Annotated in this window: 19 protein-coding genes and 1 pseudogene; 18 read left to right on the top strand and 2 right to left on the bottom strand. The window is 70.4% G+C overall.

Annotated elements, in window-relative coordinates; translation table 11 throughout:
• Positions 1-110: 110 nt before the first annotated feature.
• Positions 111-950: a methyltransferase domain-containing protein gene (locus tag OG210_RS05465; protein ID WP_328331901.1), complete on the bottom strand. Its 840-nt coding sequence runs from the start codon at positions 948-950 to the stop codon at positions 111-113.
• Positions 951-1170: 220 nt separating this feature from the next.
• Here OG210_RS05465 and proS point away from each other — a divergent pair, with 220 nt between their 5' ends.
• The 18 genes from proS (at position 1171) to OG210_RS05375 (ending at position 15679) form a co-directional block, all read left to right on the top strand.
• The gene (gene proS, locus OG210_RS05460; RefSeq protein WP_371535118.1) at positions 1171-2616 is read left to right on the top strand and encodes a proline--tRNA ligase; all 1446 of its coding nucleotides are present in this window, start codon (positions 1171-1173) and stop codon (positions 2614-2616) included.
• 342 nt (positions 2617-2958) lie between these two features.
• Positions 2959-3552 carry a hypothetical protein gene (locus OG210_RS05455; protein WP_266852529.1) on the top strand — a complete coding sequence of 198 codons (594 nt, stop codon included), beginning with the start codon at positions 2959-2961 and terminating at the stop codon, positions 3550-3552.
• Positions 3553-3715: 163 nt separating this feature from the next.
• A complete protein-coding gene (gene rpsP, locus OG210_RS05450; RefSeq protein ID WP_327294999.1) occupies positions 3716-4162 on the top strand; it encodes a 30S ribosomal protein S16 in 447 nt (148 codons plus the stop codon).
• 2 nt (positions 4163-4164) lie between these two features.
• Positions 4165-4404: an RNA-binding protein gene (locus tag OG210_RS05445; RefSeq protein ID WP_164265900.1), complete on the top strand. Its 240-nt coding sequence runs from the start codon at positions 4165-4167 to the stop codon at positions 4402-4404.
• A 119-nt stretch (positions 4405-4523) separates the two neighbouring features.
• Positions 4524-5069, top strand: coding sequence for a ribosome maturation factor RimM (rimM, locus tag OG210_RS05440; protein WP_328331906.1), 546 nt, complete (start codon positions 4524-4526; stop codon positions 5067-5069).
• The gene (gene trmD, locus OG210_RS05435) at positions 5069-5890 is read left to right on the top strand and encodes a tRNA (guanosine(37)-N1)-methyltransferase TrmD (protein ID WP_371535114.1); all 822 of its coding nucleotides are present in this window, start codon (positions 5069-5071) and stop codon (positions 5888-5890) included. Before rimM ends, trmD begins: the two co-directional genes overlap by 1 nt.
• 131 nt (positions 5891-6021) lie before the next feature.
• Positions 6022-6372, top strand: a complete 351-nt coding sequence (gene rplS / locus OG210_RS05430) for a 50S ribosomal protein L19 (protein ID WP_164265897.1) — start codon at positions 6022-6024, stop codon at positions 6370-6372.
• A gap of 33 nt (positions 6373-6405) precedes the next feature.
• Positions 6406-7173 carry a signal peptidase I gene (gene lepB / locus OG210_RS05425; RefSeq protein ID WP_371535112.1) on the top strand — a complete coding sequence of 256 codons (768 nt, stop codon included), beginning with the start codon at positions 6406-6408 and terminating at the stop codon, positions 7171-7173.
• A complete protein-coding gene (gene lepB / locus OG210_RS05420) occupies positions 7166-8242 on the top strand; it encodes a signal peptidase I (RefSeq protein ID WP_328331912.1) in 1077 nt (358 codons plus the stop codon). The genes lepB (OG210_RS05425) and lepB (OG210_RS05420) overlap by 8 nt, the downstream gene beginning before the upstream one ends.
• On the top strand, positions 8157-9146 hold the full coding sequence (lepB, locus tag OG210_RS05415) for a signal peptidase I (protein ID WP_328335625.1): 990 nt from the start codon (positions 8157-8159) through the stop codon (positions 9144-9146). The genes lepB (OG210_RS05420) and lepB (OG210_RS05415) overlap by 86 nt, the downstream gene beginning before the upstream one ends.
• A 45-nt stretch (positions 9147-9191) precedes the next feature.
• Complete coding sequence (gene lepB / locus OG210_RS05410) at positions 9192-9941, top strand: signal peptidase I (protein WP_328331914.1); 750 nt, start codon at positions 9192-9194, stop codon at positions 9939-9941.
• A complete protein-coding gene (locus OG210_RS05405; protein ID WP_328331916.1) occupies positions 9931-10419 on the top strand; it encodes an NUDIX hydrolase in 489 nt (162 codons plus the stop codon). The genes lepB (OG210_RS05410) and OG210_RS05405 overlap by 11 nt, the downstream gene beginning before the upstream one ends.
• Before the next feature lie 54 nt (positions 10420-10473).
• A complete protein-coding gene (locus tag OG210_RS05400) occupies positions 10474-10782 on the top strand; it encodes a DUF2469 domain-containing protein (protein WP_003965949.1) in 309 nt (102 codons plus the stop codon).
• An 84-nt stretch (positions 10783-10866) separates the two neighbouring features.
• Positions 10867-11226: a YraN family protein gene (locus tag OG210_RS05395; RefSeq protein ID WP_371535109.1), complete on the top strand. Its 360-nt coding sequence runs from the start codon at positions 10867-10869 to the stop codon at positions 11224-11226.
• Positions 11226-12836: a YifB family Mg chelatase-like AAA ATPase gene (locus tag OG210_RS05390; RefSeq protein ID WP_371535107.1), complete on the top strand. Its 1611-nt coding sequence runs from the start codon at positions 11226-11228 to the stop codon at positions 12834-12836. The genes OG210_RS05395 and OG210_RS05390 overlap by 1 nt, the downstream gene beginning before the upstream one ends.
• Entirely contained in the window at positions 12833-14002 is a 1170-nt protein-coding gene (gene dprA, locus OG210_RS05385; RefSeq protein ID WP_328331922.1) for a DNA-processing protein DprA, read from the top strand. The genes OG210_RS05390 and dprA overlap by 4 nt, the downstream gene beginning before the upstream one ends.
• 209 nt (positions 14003-14211) lie before the next feature.
• Positions 14212-15048 carry an RNA polymerase sigma factor WhiG gene (whiG, locus tag OG210_RS05380; protein ID WP_327294989.1) on the top strand — a complete coding sequence of 279 codons (837 nt, stop codon included), beginning with the start codon at positions 14212-14214 and terminating at the stop codon, positions 15046-15048.
• Positions 15049-15121: 73 nt separating this feature from the next.
• Positions 15122-15679, top strand: coding sequence for a helix-turn-helix domain-containing protein (locus tag OG210_RS05375; protein ID WP_328335626.1), 558 nt, complete (start codon positions 15122-15124; stop codon positions 15677-15679).
• A 221-nt stretch (positions 15680-15900) separates the two neighbouring features.
• On the opposite strand, the pseudogene OG210_RS05370 reads toward OG210_RS05375, so the two are convergent.
• Positions 15901-16242 (bottom strand): annotated as a pseudogene (locus OG210_RS05370) (peptidoglycan DD-metalloendopeptidase family protein); the annotation flags it as partial.
• Positions 16243-16511 lie beyond the last annotated feature (269 nt).

Genomic DNA, 16511 nt, shown 5'->3' with positions numbered 1-16511 from the left:
GCACGGCCGGTACCTACGGCGGAGCGGCCCGTACCCTCTCGGAGACCCGGGGGGTACGGGCCGCTCCGCGTGGTCGCTGTGGCAGCTCCGGTCGCGGCGGTGGGGGAAAGTCAGGCGGTCCGGGCGACCACGTAACGGAAGATGTTCTCCATCCACACCGTGCCGTCGCGCCGCAGATGGGGGTGGAGCGCCTCGGCGACCTCCTTCTTCACCTGGTCCCGGTCCGTCGCCCGTATCGCCGCGTCGAACAGCCCGGTCGAGAGCAGCCCCCGTACCGCGCTCCGCAGGTCCGCGTAGCCGAACGGGCAGGCCACCCGCCCCGATCCGTCGAGCTTCAGCCCGGCCCGCGCCGCGACCTCCTCCAGGTCGTCCCTGCGCGGCTGGCGCACGGCATCGGCCAGTCGGGTGGCGACCCGCAGTACGGCCGACGCCGAGCAGCGCTCGGGCGGCCCCCAGCCGGTCAGGACCACCGCACTGCCGCGCTCCAGCAGCGGCACCGCGTCCTCGACGGCCGGCATGGGGCCGTACGGGTCACCCGTGACGGCGCCCATCGGCTCGAAAGCGGTCAGCAGGTTGTACGGCTCGGCCGTCTCCCCGGAGGCGTCGGCGGGGCCGCCGTGCACCAGCCGGGTCCTGCCGCGCTGTGTCCCCGCGCTGTCCGGGCCGTCGGGGAGCAGCCGCTCCCGGGCCAGCGCGATGCGCTCGGCGTGCGTGTCCACGCCGGTGACACGCGCGCCGCGGGCGGCGGCCATGAGCAGGGCGAGCCCCGAGCCGCAGCCGATCCCGAGCAGCCGGGTAGCGCTGCCCGCGTCCAGCCGCTTGTAGACCGCTTCGTAGAGCGGTACCAGCATCCGTTCCTGGATCTCGGCCCAGTCGCGGGCACGGGCGACCGCTTCCTCAGTGGGAGTCGCAGCCACGGACCGGTGGTTCCGGACGAGCGTTGATGACATCGAAGCGCCCCAATTCGCCGAGAGATCAGTTGTGCCCTGTGTGCAAAACCCCCGTGAAGATGTGTGCGCACTGCCCCTTTGCCAGAGAACTCCGCATCCGCGCGCAAGTCCAGGGGTGGCGAGGCAATGCTTGCGTTCCCGGAATATGCATCCCGACTGTGCGCCTCCGGCCGCAAAAATCAATCACGTTCCCGGGGGTACCCGCCGTACGATTCGCGCCATGAAAAAGGCTCCCGTTCTCACGCCCCGGGCGGACGACTTTCCCCGCTGGTACCAGGACCTGATCAACAAAGCCGAACTGGCGGACAACGGCCCGGTGCGGGGCACCATGGTCATCCGCCCGTACGGCTACGGGCTGTGGGAGCGGATGCAGCAGGAACTGGACTCCCGCATCAAGGCCGCGGGCGCTCAGAACGCCTACTTCCCGCTCTTCATCCCCCAGTCTTACCTGACTCGGGAAGCTCAGCATGTCGAGGGATTCGCACCGGAGCTCGCCGTGGTCACCCACGGTGGCGGCAGAGAGCTCGAAGAGCCGGTGGTCGTCAGGCCCACATCCGAGACGATCGTCAACGAGTACTTCTCGAAATGGGTGCAGAGTTACCGCGATCTTCCGCTGCTCATCAACCAGTGGGCGAATGTGGTCCGTTGGGAGATGCGCCCGAGGGTGTTCCTGCGGACCACGGAATTCCTCTGGCAGGAGGGCCACACCGCCCATGCGAGCAAAGCGGAGGCCCATGACTACGCCGCACACATCCACCGGAACGTCTACGCGGATTTCATGGTCGACGTGCTCGGCATCGATGTCGTGCCCGGCCGCAAGACCGCCGCTGAACGGTTCGCGGGCGCGATCAACACCCTGACGCTCGAAGCCATGATGGGGGACGGCAAGGCCCTCCAGATGGGTACCAGCCATGAACTCGGCACGAACTTCGCCAAGGCGTTCCACACCGAGTACCTGTCGAAGGACGGCACCCAGGAACTGGTCTGGCAGACGTCCTGGGGCGCCACGACCCGGCTGGTCGGCGGGGTGATCATGTCGCACGGCGACGACAGCGGCCTGCGGGTACCGCCCCGGCTCGCGGCCGTGCAGGCCGTGGTCGTCGCGATCAAGGGGGACGAGGCGGTGACGAAGGCCCGCGAGATCGGCGCGCGGCTGGAGGCGGCGGGGATCAGGGTCCGTGTCGACGACCGCACCGACGTCCCCTTCGGCCGCCGGGCCGTCGACTGGGAGCTCAAGGGCGTTCCGGTACGGATCGAGATCGGCCCGCGGGATCTGGCGGAGGGGACGGTGGTACTGGTCCGCCGGGTGGTGGACCCGCACGGCCCGGGCGGTTCCGGTGGCCCCGGCGGCAAGGAGTCCGTACGGGTGGACGAGCTGGCCCGGCTGCTGCCCGTGGTGCTCGAAGAGGCACAGAACCAGTTGCTGCGGGAGTCGCGGGAGCGCCGTGAGTCCCGTACCAGCGAGGTGCGGACGGTCGGCGAGGCCGCCGAGGTGGCGGCCGCGGGCGGCTGGGCCCGGATCCCGTGGGCCCTGCTCGGCCCCGAGGGCGAGGCCGCACTGGCCGGGCACTCGGCCTCCGTACGGTGTCTGATCGCCGAGGACGGGTCGGTGCCGGAGTCGGACGACGCTCCCGGTAACGTCGCTCTGGTCGCCCGTGCGTACTAGGCGTGCGTGCCAGGCGTGTGTGCCGACCGTGTGTTACGGGGAGCGGTCCGGCAGATCCCGCCACGGGGCGTGCGGCCGACAGCGGCCGGTGATCGACTGGTGAAACGGCCGAAAGGCCCCTTGCGCGCCGACCGGTGGAGTGCGAACCGGCGCGGGACCCATGGCTACGCGCCGGGGCGTACGAGACCCTAAGTACCACCTTGGTGCGAGCTGTGAGGCTTCTCCGCAGATCAGCGCACCCGCCCTCGTCCGGACACATCAAGGGCAACTGACGGGTAGGTGCAAATTATTTGGGATGCCCCGGAATAGGAACACAGCGGTACCCCGGCTCGTTGTCACGACGTGAGCACGACACCAACTGTCCTCGCCGCAGAGCTGGCGCAGGCGTGGGCCGATATTCAGCGGTACCACCCCGAGCTGCCGGATCTAGCCGCGCCCGAGTCCCTGATCGGCGAGTCCTCGTCCGCCTGTGGCGCTGAACTCTCCTTCGAGCGACTGCTCCATGAGGCAGTCCACGGCATCGCCGCCGCCCGAGGTGTCCGCGACACCTCCCGCGCCGGCCGCTACCACAACCGCAGGTTCCTGGCGATCGCCGAGGAGATGGGGCTCGACCATCCCGAGGAGCCGCATCCCAGCAGCGGCTTCTCGCTGGTCTCGCTCAACCCCGAGGCGAAGCGCAGGTACCGGCAGACGATCGAAAGACTGCAGCGTGCGCTCAAGGCGCACACCGCGGCGACGGCCGCCGACACCAAACGCTCCTTCCGCGGACCTGCCGCACGGCACGGTTCCTCCGGCGGCGGAGTGCGGGTGAAGGCGGTCTGCGACTGCGGCCGCAACGTCCGGGTCGTTCCCTCCGTGCTGGCCCAGGCACCCATCGTCTGCGGTGGCTGCGGAAAGGCTTTCCGTATCCCGGAAGTGGTCGCAGCGGCCGGCTGACCCGGGGTGCCGCAACGTATGGCACAATGGCTAGCTGTACTCGACAGCCGCACAGGAACCCTCTCGTCCTCCGGCTGACGCGTCCATCGGGCACCCGAGTACCGCAACCCCACGTGGCATCTCGTTGTGCCCAACCACGTCAAGACCAGGAGACACCACTTCCGTGGCAGTCAAGATCAAGCTGAAGCGTCTGGGCAAGATCCGTTCGCCTCACTACCGCATCGTCGTCGCCGACTCCCGTACCCGCCGTGATGGCCGGGCCATCGAGGAGATCGGCCTGTACCACCCGGTGCAGAACCCCTCGCGCATCGAGGTCAACTCGGAGCGTGCGCAGTACTGGCTGTCCGTCGGCGCCCAGCCGACCGAGCCGGTCATGGCGATCCTGAAGCTCACCGGTGACTGGCAGGCGCACAAGGGCCTCCCGGCCCCCGCGCCGCTGCTGCAGCCGGAGCCGAAGGCCGACAAGCGCGCTGCGTTCGAGGCGTTCGCCAAGTCCATCGAGGGCGACGAGCCGAAGGGTGAGGCCATCACCCCGAAGGCGAAGAAGGCCGACAAGAAGGCGGACGAGGCGGCTCCGGCTGCTGAGTCCACCGAGTCGACCGAGGCCTGAGCATGCTCGAGGAGGCTCTCGAGCACCTCGTGAAGGGCATCGTCGACAACCCCGACGACGTACAGGTCGCTTCGCGCAACCTCCGTCGCGGGCAGGTGCTGGAGGTCCGGGTGCACCCCGATGACCTCGGTAAGGTGATCGGCCGCAACGGCCGCACCGCGCGCGCCCTGCGCACCATCGTGGGCGCCATCGGCGGCCGTGGTATCCGGGTCGACCTCGTCGACGTGGACCAGGTCCGCTGAGAAGTAGCTGAACACCGGCTCGGGCCGGGGAGGGCTGAGAAGCCGTCCCCGGCCTTTGTCGTCCGCGATGCGCGCGGCAACACTGGAACCAGCAGAATCATCAGAATGAGGAGCGAAGCGTGCAACTGGTAGTCGCACGGATCGGGCGCGCCCACGGGATCAAGGGCGAAGTCACCGTGGAGGTGCGCACGGACGAGCCCGAGCTGCGGCTCGGTCCCGGCGCGGTGCTCGCCACCGACCCTGCGGCCACCGGGCCGCTGACGATCGAGACCGGCCGGGTGCACAGCGGCAGGCTGCTGCTGCGCTTCGCGGGGGTCACGGACCGGACGGCCGCCGAGGCACTCCGGAACACCCTGCTGATCGCCGATGTCGACCCGCAGCAGACTCCGGAGGACCCCGACGAGTTCTACGACCACCAGCTGATGGACCTCGACGTGGTGCTGTCCGACGGCACCGGGATCGGCCGGATCACCGAGATCACCCACCTGCCCTCGCAGGACCTCTTCATCGTGGAGCGGCCCGACGGGAGCGAGGTCATGATCCCCTTCGTCGAGGAGATCGTCACCGAGATCGACCTGGAGGAGCAGCGGGCCGTCATCGACCCGCCGCCCGGCCTGATCGACGACAGCAGGGCCGAGGTCGCCGGCGCCAGGGACGACGACTGATGCGGCTCGACGTCGTCACGATCTTCCCGGAGTACCTCGAACCGCTGAATGTCTCGCTGGTCGGCAAGGCGCGCGCCCGCGGCCGGCTCGACGTACAGGTGCACGACCTGCGCGACTGGACGCACGACCGGCACAACACGGTCGACGACACCCCCTACGGCGGCGGCCCCGGCATGGTCATGAAGACCGAGCCCTGGGGCGAGGCGCTGGACGAGGTGCTGGCCGCCGGTTACGAGGCGGGGGCATCCGGCCCCGTCCTGGTCGTGCCCACGCCCAGCGGCCGCCCCTTCACCCAGCAGGTCGCGGTCGAACTCTCCGAGCGGCCCTGGCTGGTCTTCACACCCGCCAGGTACGAGGGCATCGACCGGCGGGTCGTCGACGAGTACGCGACCCGGATGCCGGTGTACGAGGTCTCCATCGGGGACTACGTCCTGGCGGGCGGCGAGGCCGCGGTCCTGGTGATCACGGAAGCCGTCGCCCGGCTGCTGCCCGGTGTGCTCGGCAACGCCGAATCGCACCGCGACGACTCCTTCGCCACTGGCGCGATGGCCGACCTCCTCGAAGGCCCCGTCTACACGAAGCCGCCCGAGTGGCGCGGCCGTGGCATCCCGGACGTCCTGCTGAGCGGCCACCACGGGAAGATCGCGCGCTGGCGCCGGGACGAGGCGTTCCGGCGTACGGACCTCAACAGGCCGGACCTGCTGGCGCGCAGCGACCCCGCGTCCTTCGGCAAGAAGGACCGCGAAATGCTCTCGATCCTGGGCTGGAAGCAGGGGCCCGGAGGGCGATTTGGGCGAGAGCCCGGGGACGTGGAAGAATAGGCCGCTGCTGTACGTCCGGCGTGCGCCCCTGCCACAGGGGGAACGACGACCGTCCGACGCGAACAGCTCCCGAAACTCATCACGATGATTCCGTCGATGACCTGTGGCATCGGCGAAGAAAGCAGAAGATCATGTCCAGCCTGCTCAACGACGTCAAGGCCGCTTCGCTGCGGTCCGACCTTCCGGCCTTCCGCGCCGGTGACACGGTCAACGTCCACGTCCGTGTCATCGAGGGCAACCGCTCGCGTATCCAGCAGTTCAAGGGTGTCGTCATCCGCCGCCAGGGTGCGGGCGTCAGCGAGACCTTCACGGTCCGCAAGGTCTCCTTCTCGGTCGGCGTCGAGCGTACTTTCCCGGTGCACAGCCCGATCTTCGAGAAGATCGAGCTCGTGACCCGCGGTGACGTCCGTCGCGCGAAGCTGTACTACCTCCGTGAGCTGCGCGGCAAGGCCGCGAAGATCAAGGAGAAGCGCGACCACTGAGTCCACAGGGCGGCCGGATAAGCTCTGGCCCCGATGGACACCGAAGCACAGCACAAGGAGCGCGACCACTCATCCGAACCGGATACGTCCGGGGAGGAAGAGCGGTCGCGCTCTGTGCGTCTCGCCGCGCTGGCCGAGGGGCCCTGGCGCAAGGCCGGGCTGCTGGCCCTCGTCTGCCTGGTGTTCCTGCTCCTGCTGAGTACGTATGTGATGCAGCCGTTCTTCATCCCCAGCGGCTCCATGGAGCCCACGCTCCAGGTGGGGGACCGGGTGCTGGTGGACAAGCTGGCGTACCGGTTCGGCGACGTGCCGCAGCGCGGGGACGTGGTGGTCTTCGACGGCACCGGCTCCTTCGTGCAGGAGGCGCCCGCACAGAACCCCGTGACCCGCGTGGTGCGCGGTGCGGCGGCGGCGCTGGGCTTTGCCGCGCCCGCCGGTACCGATTACGTCAAGCGTGTGGTGGGGGTGGGGGGCGACCATGTCGTCTGCTGCGACAAGCGCGGGCGGATCAAGGTGAACGGGCGGGCGGTGGACGAGACGTATGTGTATCCCGGCAACCCGCCGTCCCAGGTGCCCTTCGACATCGTGGTGCCCGCCGGGACCCTCTGGATGATGGGCGACCACCGCTCCCGCTCCAGCGACTCCCGTGACCATCTCGGGGATCCCGGCGGCGGGATGGTCCCGGTGGACCAGGTGATCGGGCGGGCCGGCTGGATCGGCTGGCCGTTCAGCCGCTGGACCTCGCTGAAGCGGACCGGAGTATTCGACCGGGTTCCGGCGGCCGGCGGCAGCCATGGGTAACCGGGGGAGAGCGCGCGGCAGCGGGGAGAGCGCCGAGCGTACGCCGGAGGCGGGCGCCCCCACGGGCGGGCGCGCACTGCCCACCAGGGCCGAGCGGCGCAGGCTCGCACGGAAGGTCCAGCGGCGGCGGCGCCGGTCCACGGCGCGGGAGATACCCGTCCTCATAGTCGTGGCGGTCGTGATCGCGCTGGTGCTCAAGACGTTCCTGGTGCAGGCGTTCGTCATTCCGTCGGGTTCGATGGAGGAGACGATCCGGATCGGCGACCGGGTGCTGGTGGACAAGCTGACCCCGTGGTTCGGCTCGAAACCGCAGCGCGGCGATGTCGTCGTCTTCAAGGACCCGGGCCACTGGCTGCCGCCCGAGGAGAGCAAGTCCCAGAGCTCGCCGTTCCTCGTGAAAGAGCTCAAGGAGGGGCTGACCTTCATCGGGCTGCTGCCATCGGACAACGAACAGGACCTGATCAAGCGGGTCATCGGGGTCGGCGGCGACACCGTGAAGTGCTGCGACAAGGACGGCAGGGTCACCGTCAACGGCGTCCCGCTGAACGAGCCGTACCTCCATCCGGGAAATCCGCCCTCCCAGCTGAAGTTCGAGGTGAAGGTCCCGGTCGGACGGCTCTTCGTGATGGGCGATCACCGGTCCAACTCGGCGGATTCGCGGTTCCACATGGACGGGCCCTACCAGGGCACGGTGCCGGTGAGCGGTGTGGTGGGGCGCGCGGTCGTCATCGCCTGGCCGCTGGGGCACTGGAGCAGGCTCAAGGAGCCCGCCACCTTCGCGTCGGTGGCGTCCCGGGCCGCGGGCCCGGCCGGCCCGGATGCGCCCGGTCCCGGTCCCGGTCCGCGGAGCCTCGCCTCCCAGGATCGGCACGTAAACTTCCCGCTCCCGACTCCTGCGGAACTTCCGCTCGTTATGGGAGTGGTGGGCCTGCGTCTCCCCGGAGGCAGGCGACGGCACGGAGTGAGGAGTGGATGTGGGGGACGTGGCGGTCGGCGCGCGATCCGGACACGAAGAGCCAGAGGACCGGCCCGGGCCGCCCGTTGGTGGTGCGGGAACCGAAGCCTCTGACAGCTGGAGGTCCGACGGGCCCGGCAGGGACGGCGGCCAGCACAGGGCCGGCGGCCGGCAGAACGGCCCCGACGGGCCGGACGGCCTCGACGAGGACGGCAGGGACGGCGAGAACAGCGGCAGCACCAGCGACAAGGGACCGAAGAAGCAGCGCTCCTTCTGGAAGGAGCTGCCGCTCCTCATCGGCATCGCGCTGGTCCTGGCTCTGTTGATCAAGACGTTCCTGGTGCAGGCGTTCTCGATCCCGTCCGACTCGATGCAGGACACGCTGCAGCGCGGCGACCGGGTGCTGGTCGACAAGCTGACCCCGTGGTTCGGCTCGGAGCCGGAGCGGGGCGACGTCGTGGTGTTCCACGACCCGGGCGGCTGGCTCGAAGGTGAGCCGACCCCGACTCCGAACGTGGCGCAGAAGTTCCTCAGCTTCATCGGCCTGATGCCGTCCGCCGAGGAGAAGGACCTGATCAAGCGAGTCATCGCGGTCGGCGGGGACACGGTTTCCTGCAAGAAGGGGGGCCCGGTCGTCGTCAACGGCAAGGCGCTCTCCGAGAAGTCGTTCATCTTCCCCGGCAACACCCCTTGCGACGACCAGCCGTTCGGGCCGATCCATGTGCCCAAGGGCCGGATCTGGGTGATGGGCGACCACCGCCAGGACTCGCTCGACTCGCGCTACCACCAGCAACTGCCGGGTGGCGGCACGGTCTCCACCAAGGAGGTCGTCGGACGGGCCTTCGTCGTGGCCTGGCCGCTCGACCGCTGGTCGTGGCTGGGCGTTCCGAGCACCTTCGACCAGAAGGGCATCAACGCCGCAGGTGCCGTCGCTCCCGGGGCGCTGGGGCTCGCGGGGGCGCTGCCTCTGGTGATCCGGCGCAGGCGCAGGCTGACCCGCGAGGGTACTGCCGGGTAAGGTGCGCTCCCAGATTGTTGATCTCCGATATGGGGGAGCGCTGGGATGAGCGGAACAGTACGTACGAGTGACGGAGGCGGCCGGCTCGGCAGTGCGCTGTCGGGTCTGGCCGTGGCCGTCGGCTGCGTGCTCTTTCTCGGAGGGTTCGCCTGGGGAGCGGTTGAGTACAAGCCGTACACCGTGCCGACCGATTCGATGACCCCGACCGTGAAGGTGGGGGACCGGGTGCTGGCACAGCGAATAGACAGCAGTGCCGTGCACCGCGGTGACGTGGTGATCTTCCAGGATCCCGACTGGGGCAATATGCCGATGGTCAAGCGGGTCGTCGGAGTCGGCGGCGACAAGGTCACCTGCTGTGACACCAGGGGCCGGCTCACCGTGGACGGCAAGGGGATCAACGAGCCGTATCTCAATGCCGATCCGCTCTCCAAGGGCCGGGCCTCGGCGATGGGTTTCACCGTGAAGGTGCCCGAGGGGCGGCTTTTCCTGCTGGGTGACGAGCGCACCAACTCGATGGACTCGCGGGTCCACCTCCAGGACGCGGACCACGGCTCGGTACCGCGTTCTACGGTGTCCGCGCGGGTGGACGCCATCGCCTGGCCGCTGAGCGGCGGAACGATCGAGCGGCCGGAGGCCTTCGCCGCGCTGCCCGGCGGGGTCTCGCAGCCCGGGCCGCTGAAGCTGGTCGTGGCGGCTGTGCTGGCCGGAGTCGTGCTGATCCTGGGCGGGTCGGTCTACGGGCCGCTTGCACGGGGGCTGGGCCGCAGGAAGAAGGTGGCCGTCGGTGCCGGCTGAGCTGCGCGAGGTCGCGCGCGTCATCCTGCTCGATCCGGCCGACCGGGTGCTGCTGATGCACGGGTTCGAGCCCGCCGATCCGGCGCGCACCTGGTGGTTCACTCCCGGCGGAGGCGTCGAGCCGGGGGAGACCCACGAGGAGGCCGCGCTCCGCGAGGTGCGCGAGGAGACCGGTATCGACGCGGTGGACCTCGGCCCGGTGCTGTGGTCCCGGGTGTGCTCGTTCCCGTTCGACGGGCGGCGGTGGAACCAGGATGAACGTTACTTTCTCGGACGAACCACTAGGACGGCGACCGCCATGGACGGGCTGACCCCGCTGGAGCAGCGCAGCGTCGCGGGGCTGAGGTGGTGGACTTCCGCCGAACTGTCCGCGACGCGTGAGACGGTGTACCCGACCAGGCTCGCCGGGCTGCTGCGCACGCTGCTCGACGAGGGTCCCCCGGCTGCACCGGTGGTCCTGGCCCCGGAAATCGTCTAGGGCACAGGGGAGCGGCGCACAATAGGGGGACGCACGGCTGAAGGGGAACATGCCATGAGCGCCGAGGACCTCGAAAAGTACGAGACCGAGATGGAGCTGAAGCTCTACCGGGAGTACCGCGACGTTGTCGGCCTGTTCAAATATGTGATCGAGACCGAGCGGCGCTTCTACCTCACCAATGACTACGAGATGCAGGTGCACTCCGTACAGGGCGAGGTCTTTTTCGAGGTGTCGATGGCTGATGCCTGGGTCTGGGACATGTACAGGCCGGCCAGGTTCGTGAAGCAGGTACGTGTACTGACGTTCAAGGACGTGAACATCGAGGAGCTCAACAAGAGCGATCTCGAACTTCCGGGTGGCTGAGTTGTCCACAACCGGCGAGTAATCCACCAAGATCCACACGGTGGCGGCCCGGGCGGCACAGTCGGTACCGGAGGTGGTGCCGGTATGAACGCACGGGGGGCACTCGGGCGGTACGGGGAGGGGCTGGCGGCGAGGACGCTGGCCGGATCCGGAATGACCGTCGTCGAGCGGAACTGGCGGTGCAGGTCGGGCGAGATCGACATTGTGGCGCGTGATGGCGACGCGCTGGTCGTCTGCGAGGTGAAGACCCGCAGGGAAGGCCCTTTCGAACATCCGATGGCCGCGGTCACCCCGGTCAAGGCCGACCGGCTCAGACGCCTCGCCGAGCGCTGGCTCGCGGTGAACGGCGGGGCGCCGCCCGGCGGGGTGCGGATCGATCTGATCGGGGTCGTGCTGCCCAGGCGCGGGGCGCCGCGGGTCGAGCATGTGCGGGGGGTGGCCTGATGGGCTTCGCACGTGCGTGTTCGGTCGCGCTGGTCGGGGTCGACGGCGTGGTGGTGGAGGTCCAGGCGGATCTCGAACCGGGTATCGCCGCCTTCACGCTGGTGGGGCTGCCGGACAAGAGCCTGGTCGAGAGCCGGGACCGGGTGCGGGCCGCGGTGGTGAACTCCGGCGCCGAGTGGCCGCAGAAGAAGCTCACTGTCGGGCTGAGTCCGGCGTCGGTACCCAAGAGCGGCAGCGGATTCGACCTGGCCGTCGCCTGCGCCGTCCTGGGGGCGGCCGAGCGCATCGACCCGAAGGAGATCGCCGATCTGGTGCTCATCGGGGAGCTGGGGCTCGACGGCCGGGTCAGGCCGGTGCGCGGCATCCTGCCCGCCGTGCTGGCCGCGGCCGAAGCGGGGTATAGCCAGGTCGTGGTCCCGGAGCAGACCGCGGGGGAGGCGTCGCTGGTGCCCGGGGTCTCGGTGCTCGGGGTGCGGAGCCTGCGGCAGCTCATCGCCGTACTGACCGGCGAGCCGGTCCCCGACGAGGCGGCCCCGGTGGCGGGGCGGCCGGACCCGATACTGGCCGGGCTGATGGTGCCGGGCGCAGGGGCCGGCGCCGGGCTGGCCCTGGGCGCGGGGCCGGATCTCGCGGACGTGGCGGGGCAGCCGGCCGCCAGAAAGGCGCTGGAGGTCGCCGCCGCCGGGGCCCACCATCTGCTGCTGCACGGGCCCCCCGGCGCGGGCAAGACCATGCTGGCCGAGCGGCTTCCGGGGGTCCTGCCGCCGCTGACCAGGCACGAGTCGCTGGAGGTGACAGCGGTCCACTCGGTGGTCGGCATCCTCCCGCCGGGGGAGCCACTGATCGGGACCGCGCCGTACTGTGCCCCGCATCACTCGGCGACGATGCAGTCGCTGATCGGCGGCGGCAACGGCCTGCCTCGCCCGGGGGCCGTGTCCCTGGCGCACCGGGGGGTCCTCTTTCTTGACGAGGCCCCCGAGTTCTCCGTCCGGGTCCTCGACGCTCTCCGTCAGCCACTGGAGTCCGGGCATGTGGTGGTGGCGCGCAGCGCCGGGGTGGTGAGACTGCCCGCCAGGTTCCTGATGGCACTGGCCGCCAACCCCTGTCCTTGCGGCAGGCGAACGATGAACGGCTCGGGGTGCGAATGTCCGCCATCGATGGTCCGCAGGTACCAGTCCAGACTCTCCGGCCCGCTCCTCGACCGGGTGGACCTCCGGGTCGAGGTGGAGCCGGTGCGCCGCTCGGACCTCATGGGGCAGGGCGGTGCGGGTGAGTCGTCGGCGGCCGTTGCCGTACGGGTACGGGAGGGGCGGGAGCGGGCGGCGGCGCGGCTGGCCGGTACGCCGTGGGCCACCAACAGCGAGGTGCCGGGCCATGAGCTGCGGACCCGCTGGACGGCCGCGCCGGGTGCGCTGGCCGTGGCCGAGCGGGACATGGAGCGCGGACTGCTCACGGCCCGCGGTCTGGACCGGGTGCTGAGGGTGGCCTGGACGGTCGCCGATCTGGCGGGCCGGGACAGGCCGGGCGCCCAGGACGTCGGGCTCGCTCTCCAGCTGCGTACCGGGGTGGACCGTGGGGCGCTGCTCGCGGCCGGGAAGGACGCCGGATGAGTACGGATGCCGGCGGGGACGAGCGGCTGGCCCGGGCCGCGCTCACCCGGACCGTCGAACCGGGCGACGAGCTGGGTGGCCGGTTGCTGCGTGAACTGGGGGCCGTGGAGCTGTGGCGGCGGCTGCGCACCATGGCGGACGGCGGGGAAGCGGCGTTCCCCGGGGTGAGCGCCAAGCGGCTCGGCGGCTACCGGCTGCGGGCGGCTGCGGCGCGGCCCGAGCAGGATCTGCGGGCGGCGGACGCGGGCGGCGGGCGGTTCATCTGCCCGGGGGACCAGGAGTGGCCGGTGCAGCTCGACGACCTGGGGGACGCGCGGCCCATCGGACTCTGGGTGCGGGGCCGACCCCATCTGCGCATGTGGGCGCTGCGCTCCGTCGCGGTGGTCGGCGCCCGTGCCTGTACGGCCTACGGGGCGCATATGGCGGCGGCGCTGGGCTCCGGCCTCGCGGAGCTGGGCTGGGTCGTCGTGTCGGGCGCCGCGTTCGGGGTTGACGGGGCCGCACACCGCGGGGCGCTCGCCGCGGGCGGGGCCACCATCGCGGTGCTGGCCTGCGGGGTCGACACGGCCTACCCGCGCGGACATGCCGAGATGATCGGGCGGATCGCCGAACAGGGGCTGCTCATCGGCGAGTTGCCACCCGGTGACCATCCCACGCCCAGCCGCTTCATCCTCCGTAACCGCGTGATCGCCGCGCTCACCCGGGGAACCGTGGTCGTCGAGGCCGAGTACCGCAGCGGCTCACTGGCCACCGCGCGCAGCGCTCAGAAGCTCGGCCGGTACACGATGGGCGTCCCCGGACCGGTCACCAGTGGACTCTCCGCCGGTGTGCACGAACTGCTGCGCGGCGGCGGCCTGCTGGTCACCGACGCGGCCGAAGTCGCCGAGCTGGTGGGGGACATCGGCGATCTCGCACCGGCCAGACACGGCCCGGTCCTGCCCCGGGACCTCCTCGGGCCGGTCGCCGCCCGGGTCCTGGAGGCGCTTCCCGGCCATGGTGCGATGGACGGGCGCGATGTGGCCCGGGAAGCCGGGACGACAGCTGATGAAGCGCTCGCCAGGCTGTACGAACTGCACTCGTTGGGGTTTGTTGAACGGCGAAGTGAAGGATGGCAGTTGGTGCCGGGGGTGCCACAGATCGCGGACACCCGGCGAGGCGATGCTTGACCTGGGGCAATCGGGTGAAAAGGTGATGTCGCAGGCTCGGTAGGGGCCTTCCGGCACCACCTCCCGGACACGGTCCGCGCGATGACGTCACACAGGTGTTATGACGTACTCATCGCACCCTGCAATGCTCCAGTCACGCTACGCTCACAAGGAATCCGGCTCAAAACAAGTCCTCACGCAGGTCCCAGCAGAACGGCTCAAGGCAACGAATGCCCCAGCACACGTCCGGGTCTGACCGCGCGGCAGCGCCGCCGGCTGCACGTGGCCACATTCGGCCCCCCGCGCCGTCTTCGCTCGATGAGCTGTGGCGGTCGTACAAGTCAACGGGCGACAGACGGCTGCGCGAGCAGCTGATCCTGCACTACTCGCCCCTGGTGAAGTACGTCGCGGGCCGGGTCAGCGTGGGGCTGCCGCCCAACGTCGAGCAGGCCGACTTCGTGTCCTCCGGTGTCTTCGGGCTGATCGACGCCATCGAGAAGTTCGACATCGAGCGGTCCATCAAATTCGAGACCTATGCGATCACCCGGATCCGTGGCGCGATGATCGACGAACTCCGCGCGCTCGACTGGATTCCCCGTTCGGTCCGGCAGAAGGCGCGCGCCGTCGAGCGTGCCTACGCCACGCTGGAGGCCCAGCTGCGCCGGACTCCGTCCGAGGTCGAGGTCGCGGCCGAGATGGGTATCGCCGTCGAGGAACTGCACGCGGTCTTCAGCCAGTTGTCGCTGGCGAATGTGGTGGCCCTGGACGAGCTGCTGCACGTCGGCGGCGAGGGCGGCGACCGGCTCAGCCTGATGGACACCCTGGAGGACACCGCAGCGGACAACCCGGTCGAGCTGGCCGAGGGCCGCGAGCTGCGCAGGCTCCTGGCCCGTGCCATCAACACGCTCCCCGACCGGGAGAAGACCGTGGTCACCCTCTACTACTACGAAGGTCTGACGCTGGCCGAGATCGGCCATGTCCTCGGGGTCACGGAGAGCCGAGTCAGCCAGATCCACACCAAATCGGTCCTGCAGCTTCGCGCCAAGCTGTCGGACGTCGGCCGCTGAATCCGCAGGCGAATCGTGCCTGCGGAGAGGGCTTCCGTAAAGTGGGCCCGTGCCCAGGATTCGAGCGGCCTCCGTGGCCGAACACCGAACCATGCAGCGCAGCGCCCTGCTGGACGCCGCCCGCACCCTCCTCTCCGAAGGCGGCACGGAGGCGCTGACCTTCCCCGCACTCGCCGAGCGCACCGGCCTCGCGCGCTCCTCCGTGTACGAGTACTTCCGCTCCCGTGCCGCAGTGGTGGAAGAGCTCTGCGCCGTCGACTTCCCGGTCTGGGCGGCGGAGATCGAGTCCGCGATGGAGCGGGCCCCTGATCCGGCGGGCAAGGTCGAGGCCTATGTGCGCCAGCAGCTGGCGCTGGTGGGGGACCAGCGACACCGGGCCGTGGTGGCCATCTCCGCAGGCGAGCTCGATGCGGGTGCCCGCGAGAAGATCCGTGCCGCGCACGGCGGTCTCATCGCGATGATCGTCGAGGCGCTCGAAGCTCTGCGCCACGACCAGCCGAGACTGGCGGCGATGCTGCTCCAGGGGGTGGTGGACGCGGCGGTGCGGCGTATCGAGACGGGTTCGGCGGAGGACCCCGCCGTGGTGGCGGACGCGGCCGTGGCGATGGCCCTGGGTGGCGTCCAGGGCTGACGCCCGCCGGTGCGCGCGCCCTCCCCGTACTCCGCCGCCACTGCGTCATCCGCGTATCCCGGTCCGGCTTCGGGCGTCTCGTCCGTGATCTCCGGAACCCCGAAGACCGGCAGCAGCCTGGACGGCCCTCGGTGCAGCAGCCCCGGCGGGAGCAGCGACAGCGGGTTCAGATAGACGTCCCCGCGCAGCAGCCCCCAGTGCAGACAGCCCGACGGGCAGTGGGACGGCGCGTCCTCCCGCACCGCCACCGGCCGCCCGGCGGTGACCTCGTCGCCCTTCTTGACAAGGGCCCGGACCGGTTCGTACGTCGTGCGCAGGAGTGTGCCCGACACCGCGATGGTGAGCACCCCGTGCCCGGCCACCCGGCCCGCGAACGTGACCCGGCCGGAAGCGGCTGCCAGTACCGGTGTGCCGGGTGGGGCGGCGAGGTCGACTCCGCGGTGGCCCGGCCCGTACGGAGAGGCGGGCGGGTCCCAGCCGTGGACGACCCGTGGGCGGCCGCCCACCGGCCAGCTGCGGTCCGCCGTAGGCACGGCAGTAGGTGTGGTCGCGGTCGCGGGCATGGCCGCGGGCACCCGTGCCGGCACCGCCGCCTGCACGGTCAATGCCGTCATGGGTGTCGCCCCTGCCGATACGGCGAACGGCAGCCCGGCCCCCGTGGCGGCGCAGACCGCAGCCACCGAGGCCACCGCGCAGACCGCAGCCACCGCGGCCAGCAGCACGGCGCACACCGCCACGGGTAACCCGGCGAACCGTGCGTTCCGGTCCGGGGTGTTCGGTTCGCGGGCGTCGTGGCCCCGAGCGGTCTCGTTCAGGCGCATGGGGAAACCGT

This window comes from Streptomyces sp. NBC_00466, assembly GCF_041433995.1.
Taxonomy (GTDB): Bacteria; Actinomycetota; Actinomycetes; order Streptomycetales; family Streptomycetaceae; genus Streptomyces.
This window is presented reverse-complemented; position numbering and strand designations above follow the sequence as displayed.

Coding starts and splice junctions, on each gene's coding strand:
- OG210_RS05465 (WP_328331901.1), bottom strand. CDS start 950: ATGTCATCAACGCTCGTCCGGAACCACCGGTCCGTGGCTGCGACTCCC.
- proS (WP_371535118.1), top strand. CDS start 1,171: ATGAAAAAGGCTCCCGTTCTCACGCCCCGGGCGGACGACTTTCCCCGC.
- OG210_RS05445 (WP_164265900.1), top strand. CDS start 4,165: ATGCTCGAGGAGGCTCTCGAGCACCTCGTGAAGGGCATCGTCGACAAC.
- trmD (WP_371535114.1), top strand. CDS start 5,069: ATGCGGCTCGACGTCGTCACGATCTTCCCGGAGTACCTCGAACCGCTG.
- rplS (WP_164265897.1), top strand. CDS start 6,022: ATGTCCAGCCTGCTCAACGACGTCAAGGCCGCTTCGCTGCGGTCCGAC.
- lepB (WP_371535112.1), top strand. CDS start 6,406: ATGGACACCGAAGCACAGCACAAGGAGCGCGACCACTCATCCGAACCG.
- lepB (WP_328331912.1), top strand. CDS start 7,166: ATGGGTAACCGGGGGAGAGCGCGCGGCAGCGGGGAGAGCGCCGAGCGT.
- lepB (WP_328331914.1), top strand. CDS start 9,192: ATGAGCGGAACAGTACGTACGAGTGACGGAGGCGGCCGGCTCGGCAGT.
- OG210_RS05400 (WP_003965949.1), top strand. CDS start 10,474: ATGAGCGCCGAGGACCTCGAAAAGTACGAGACCGAGATGGAGCTGAAG.
- OG210_RS05395 (WP_371535109.1), top strand. CDS start 10,867: ATGAACGCACGGGGGGCACTCGGGCGGTACGGGGAGGGGCTGGCGGCG.
- OG210_RS05390 (WP_371535107.1), top strand. CDS start 11,226: ATGGGCTTCGCACGTGCGTGTTCGGTCGCGCTGGTCGGGGTCGACGGC.
- dprA (WP_328331922.1), top strand. CDS start 12,833: ATGAGTACGGATGCCGGCGGGGACGAGCGGCTGGCCCGGGCCGCGCTC.
- whiG (WP_327294989.1), top strand. CDS start 14,212: ATGCCCCAGCACACGTCCGGGTCTGACCGCGCGGCAGCGCCGCCGGCT.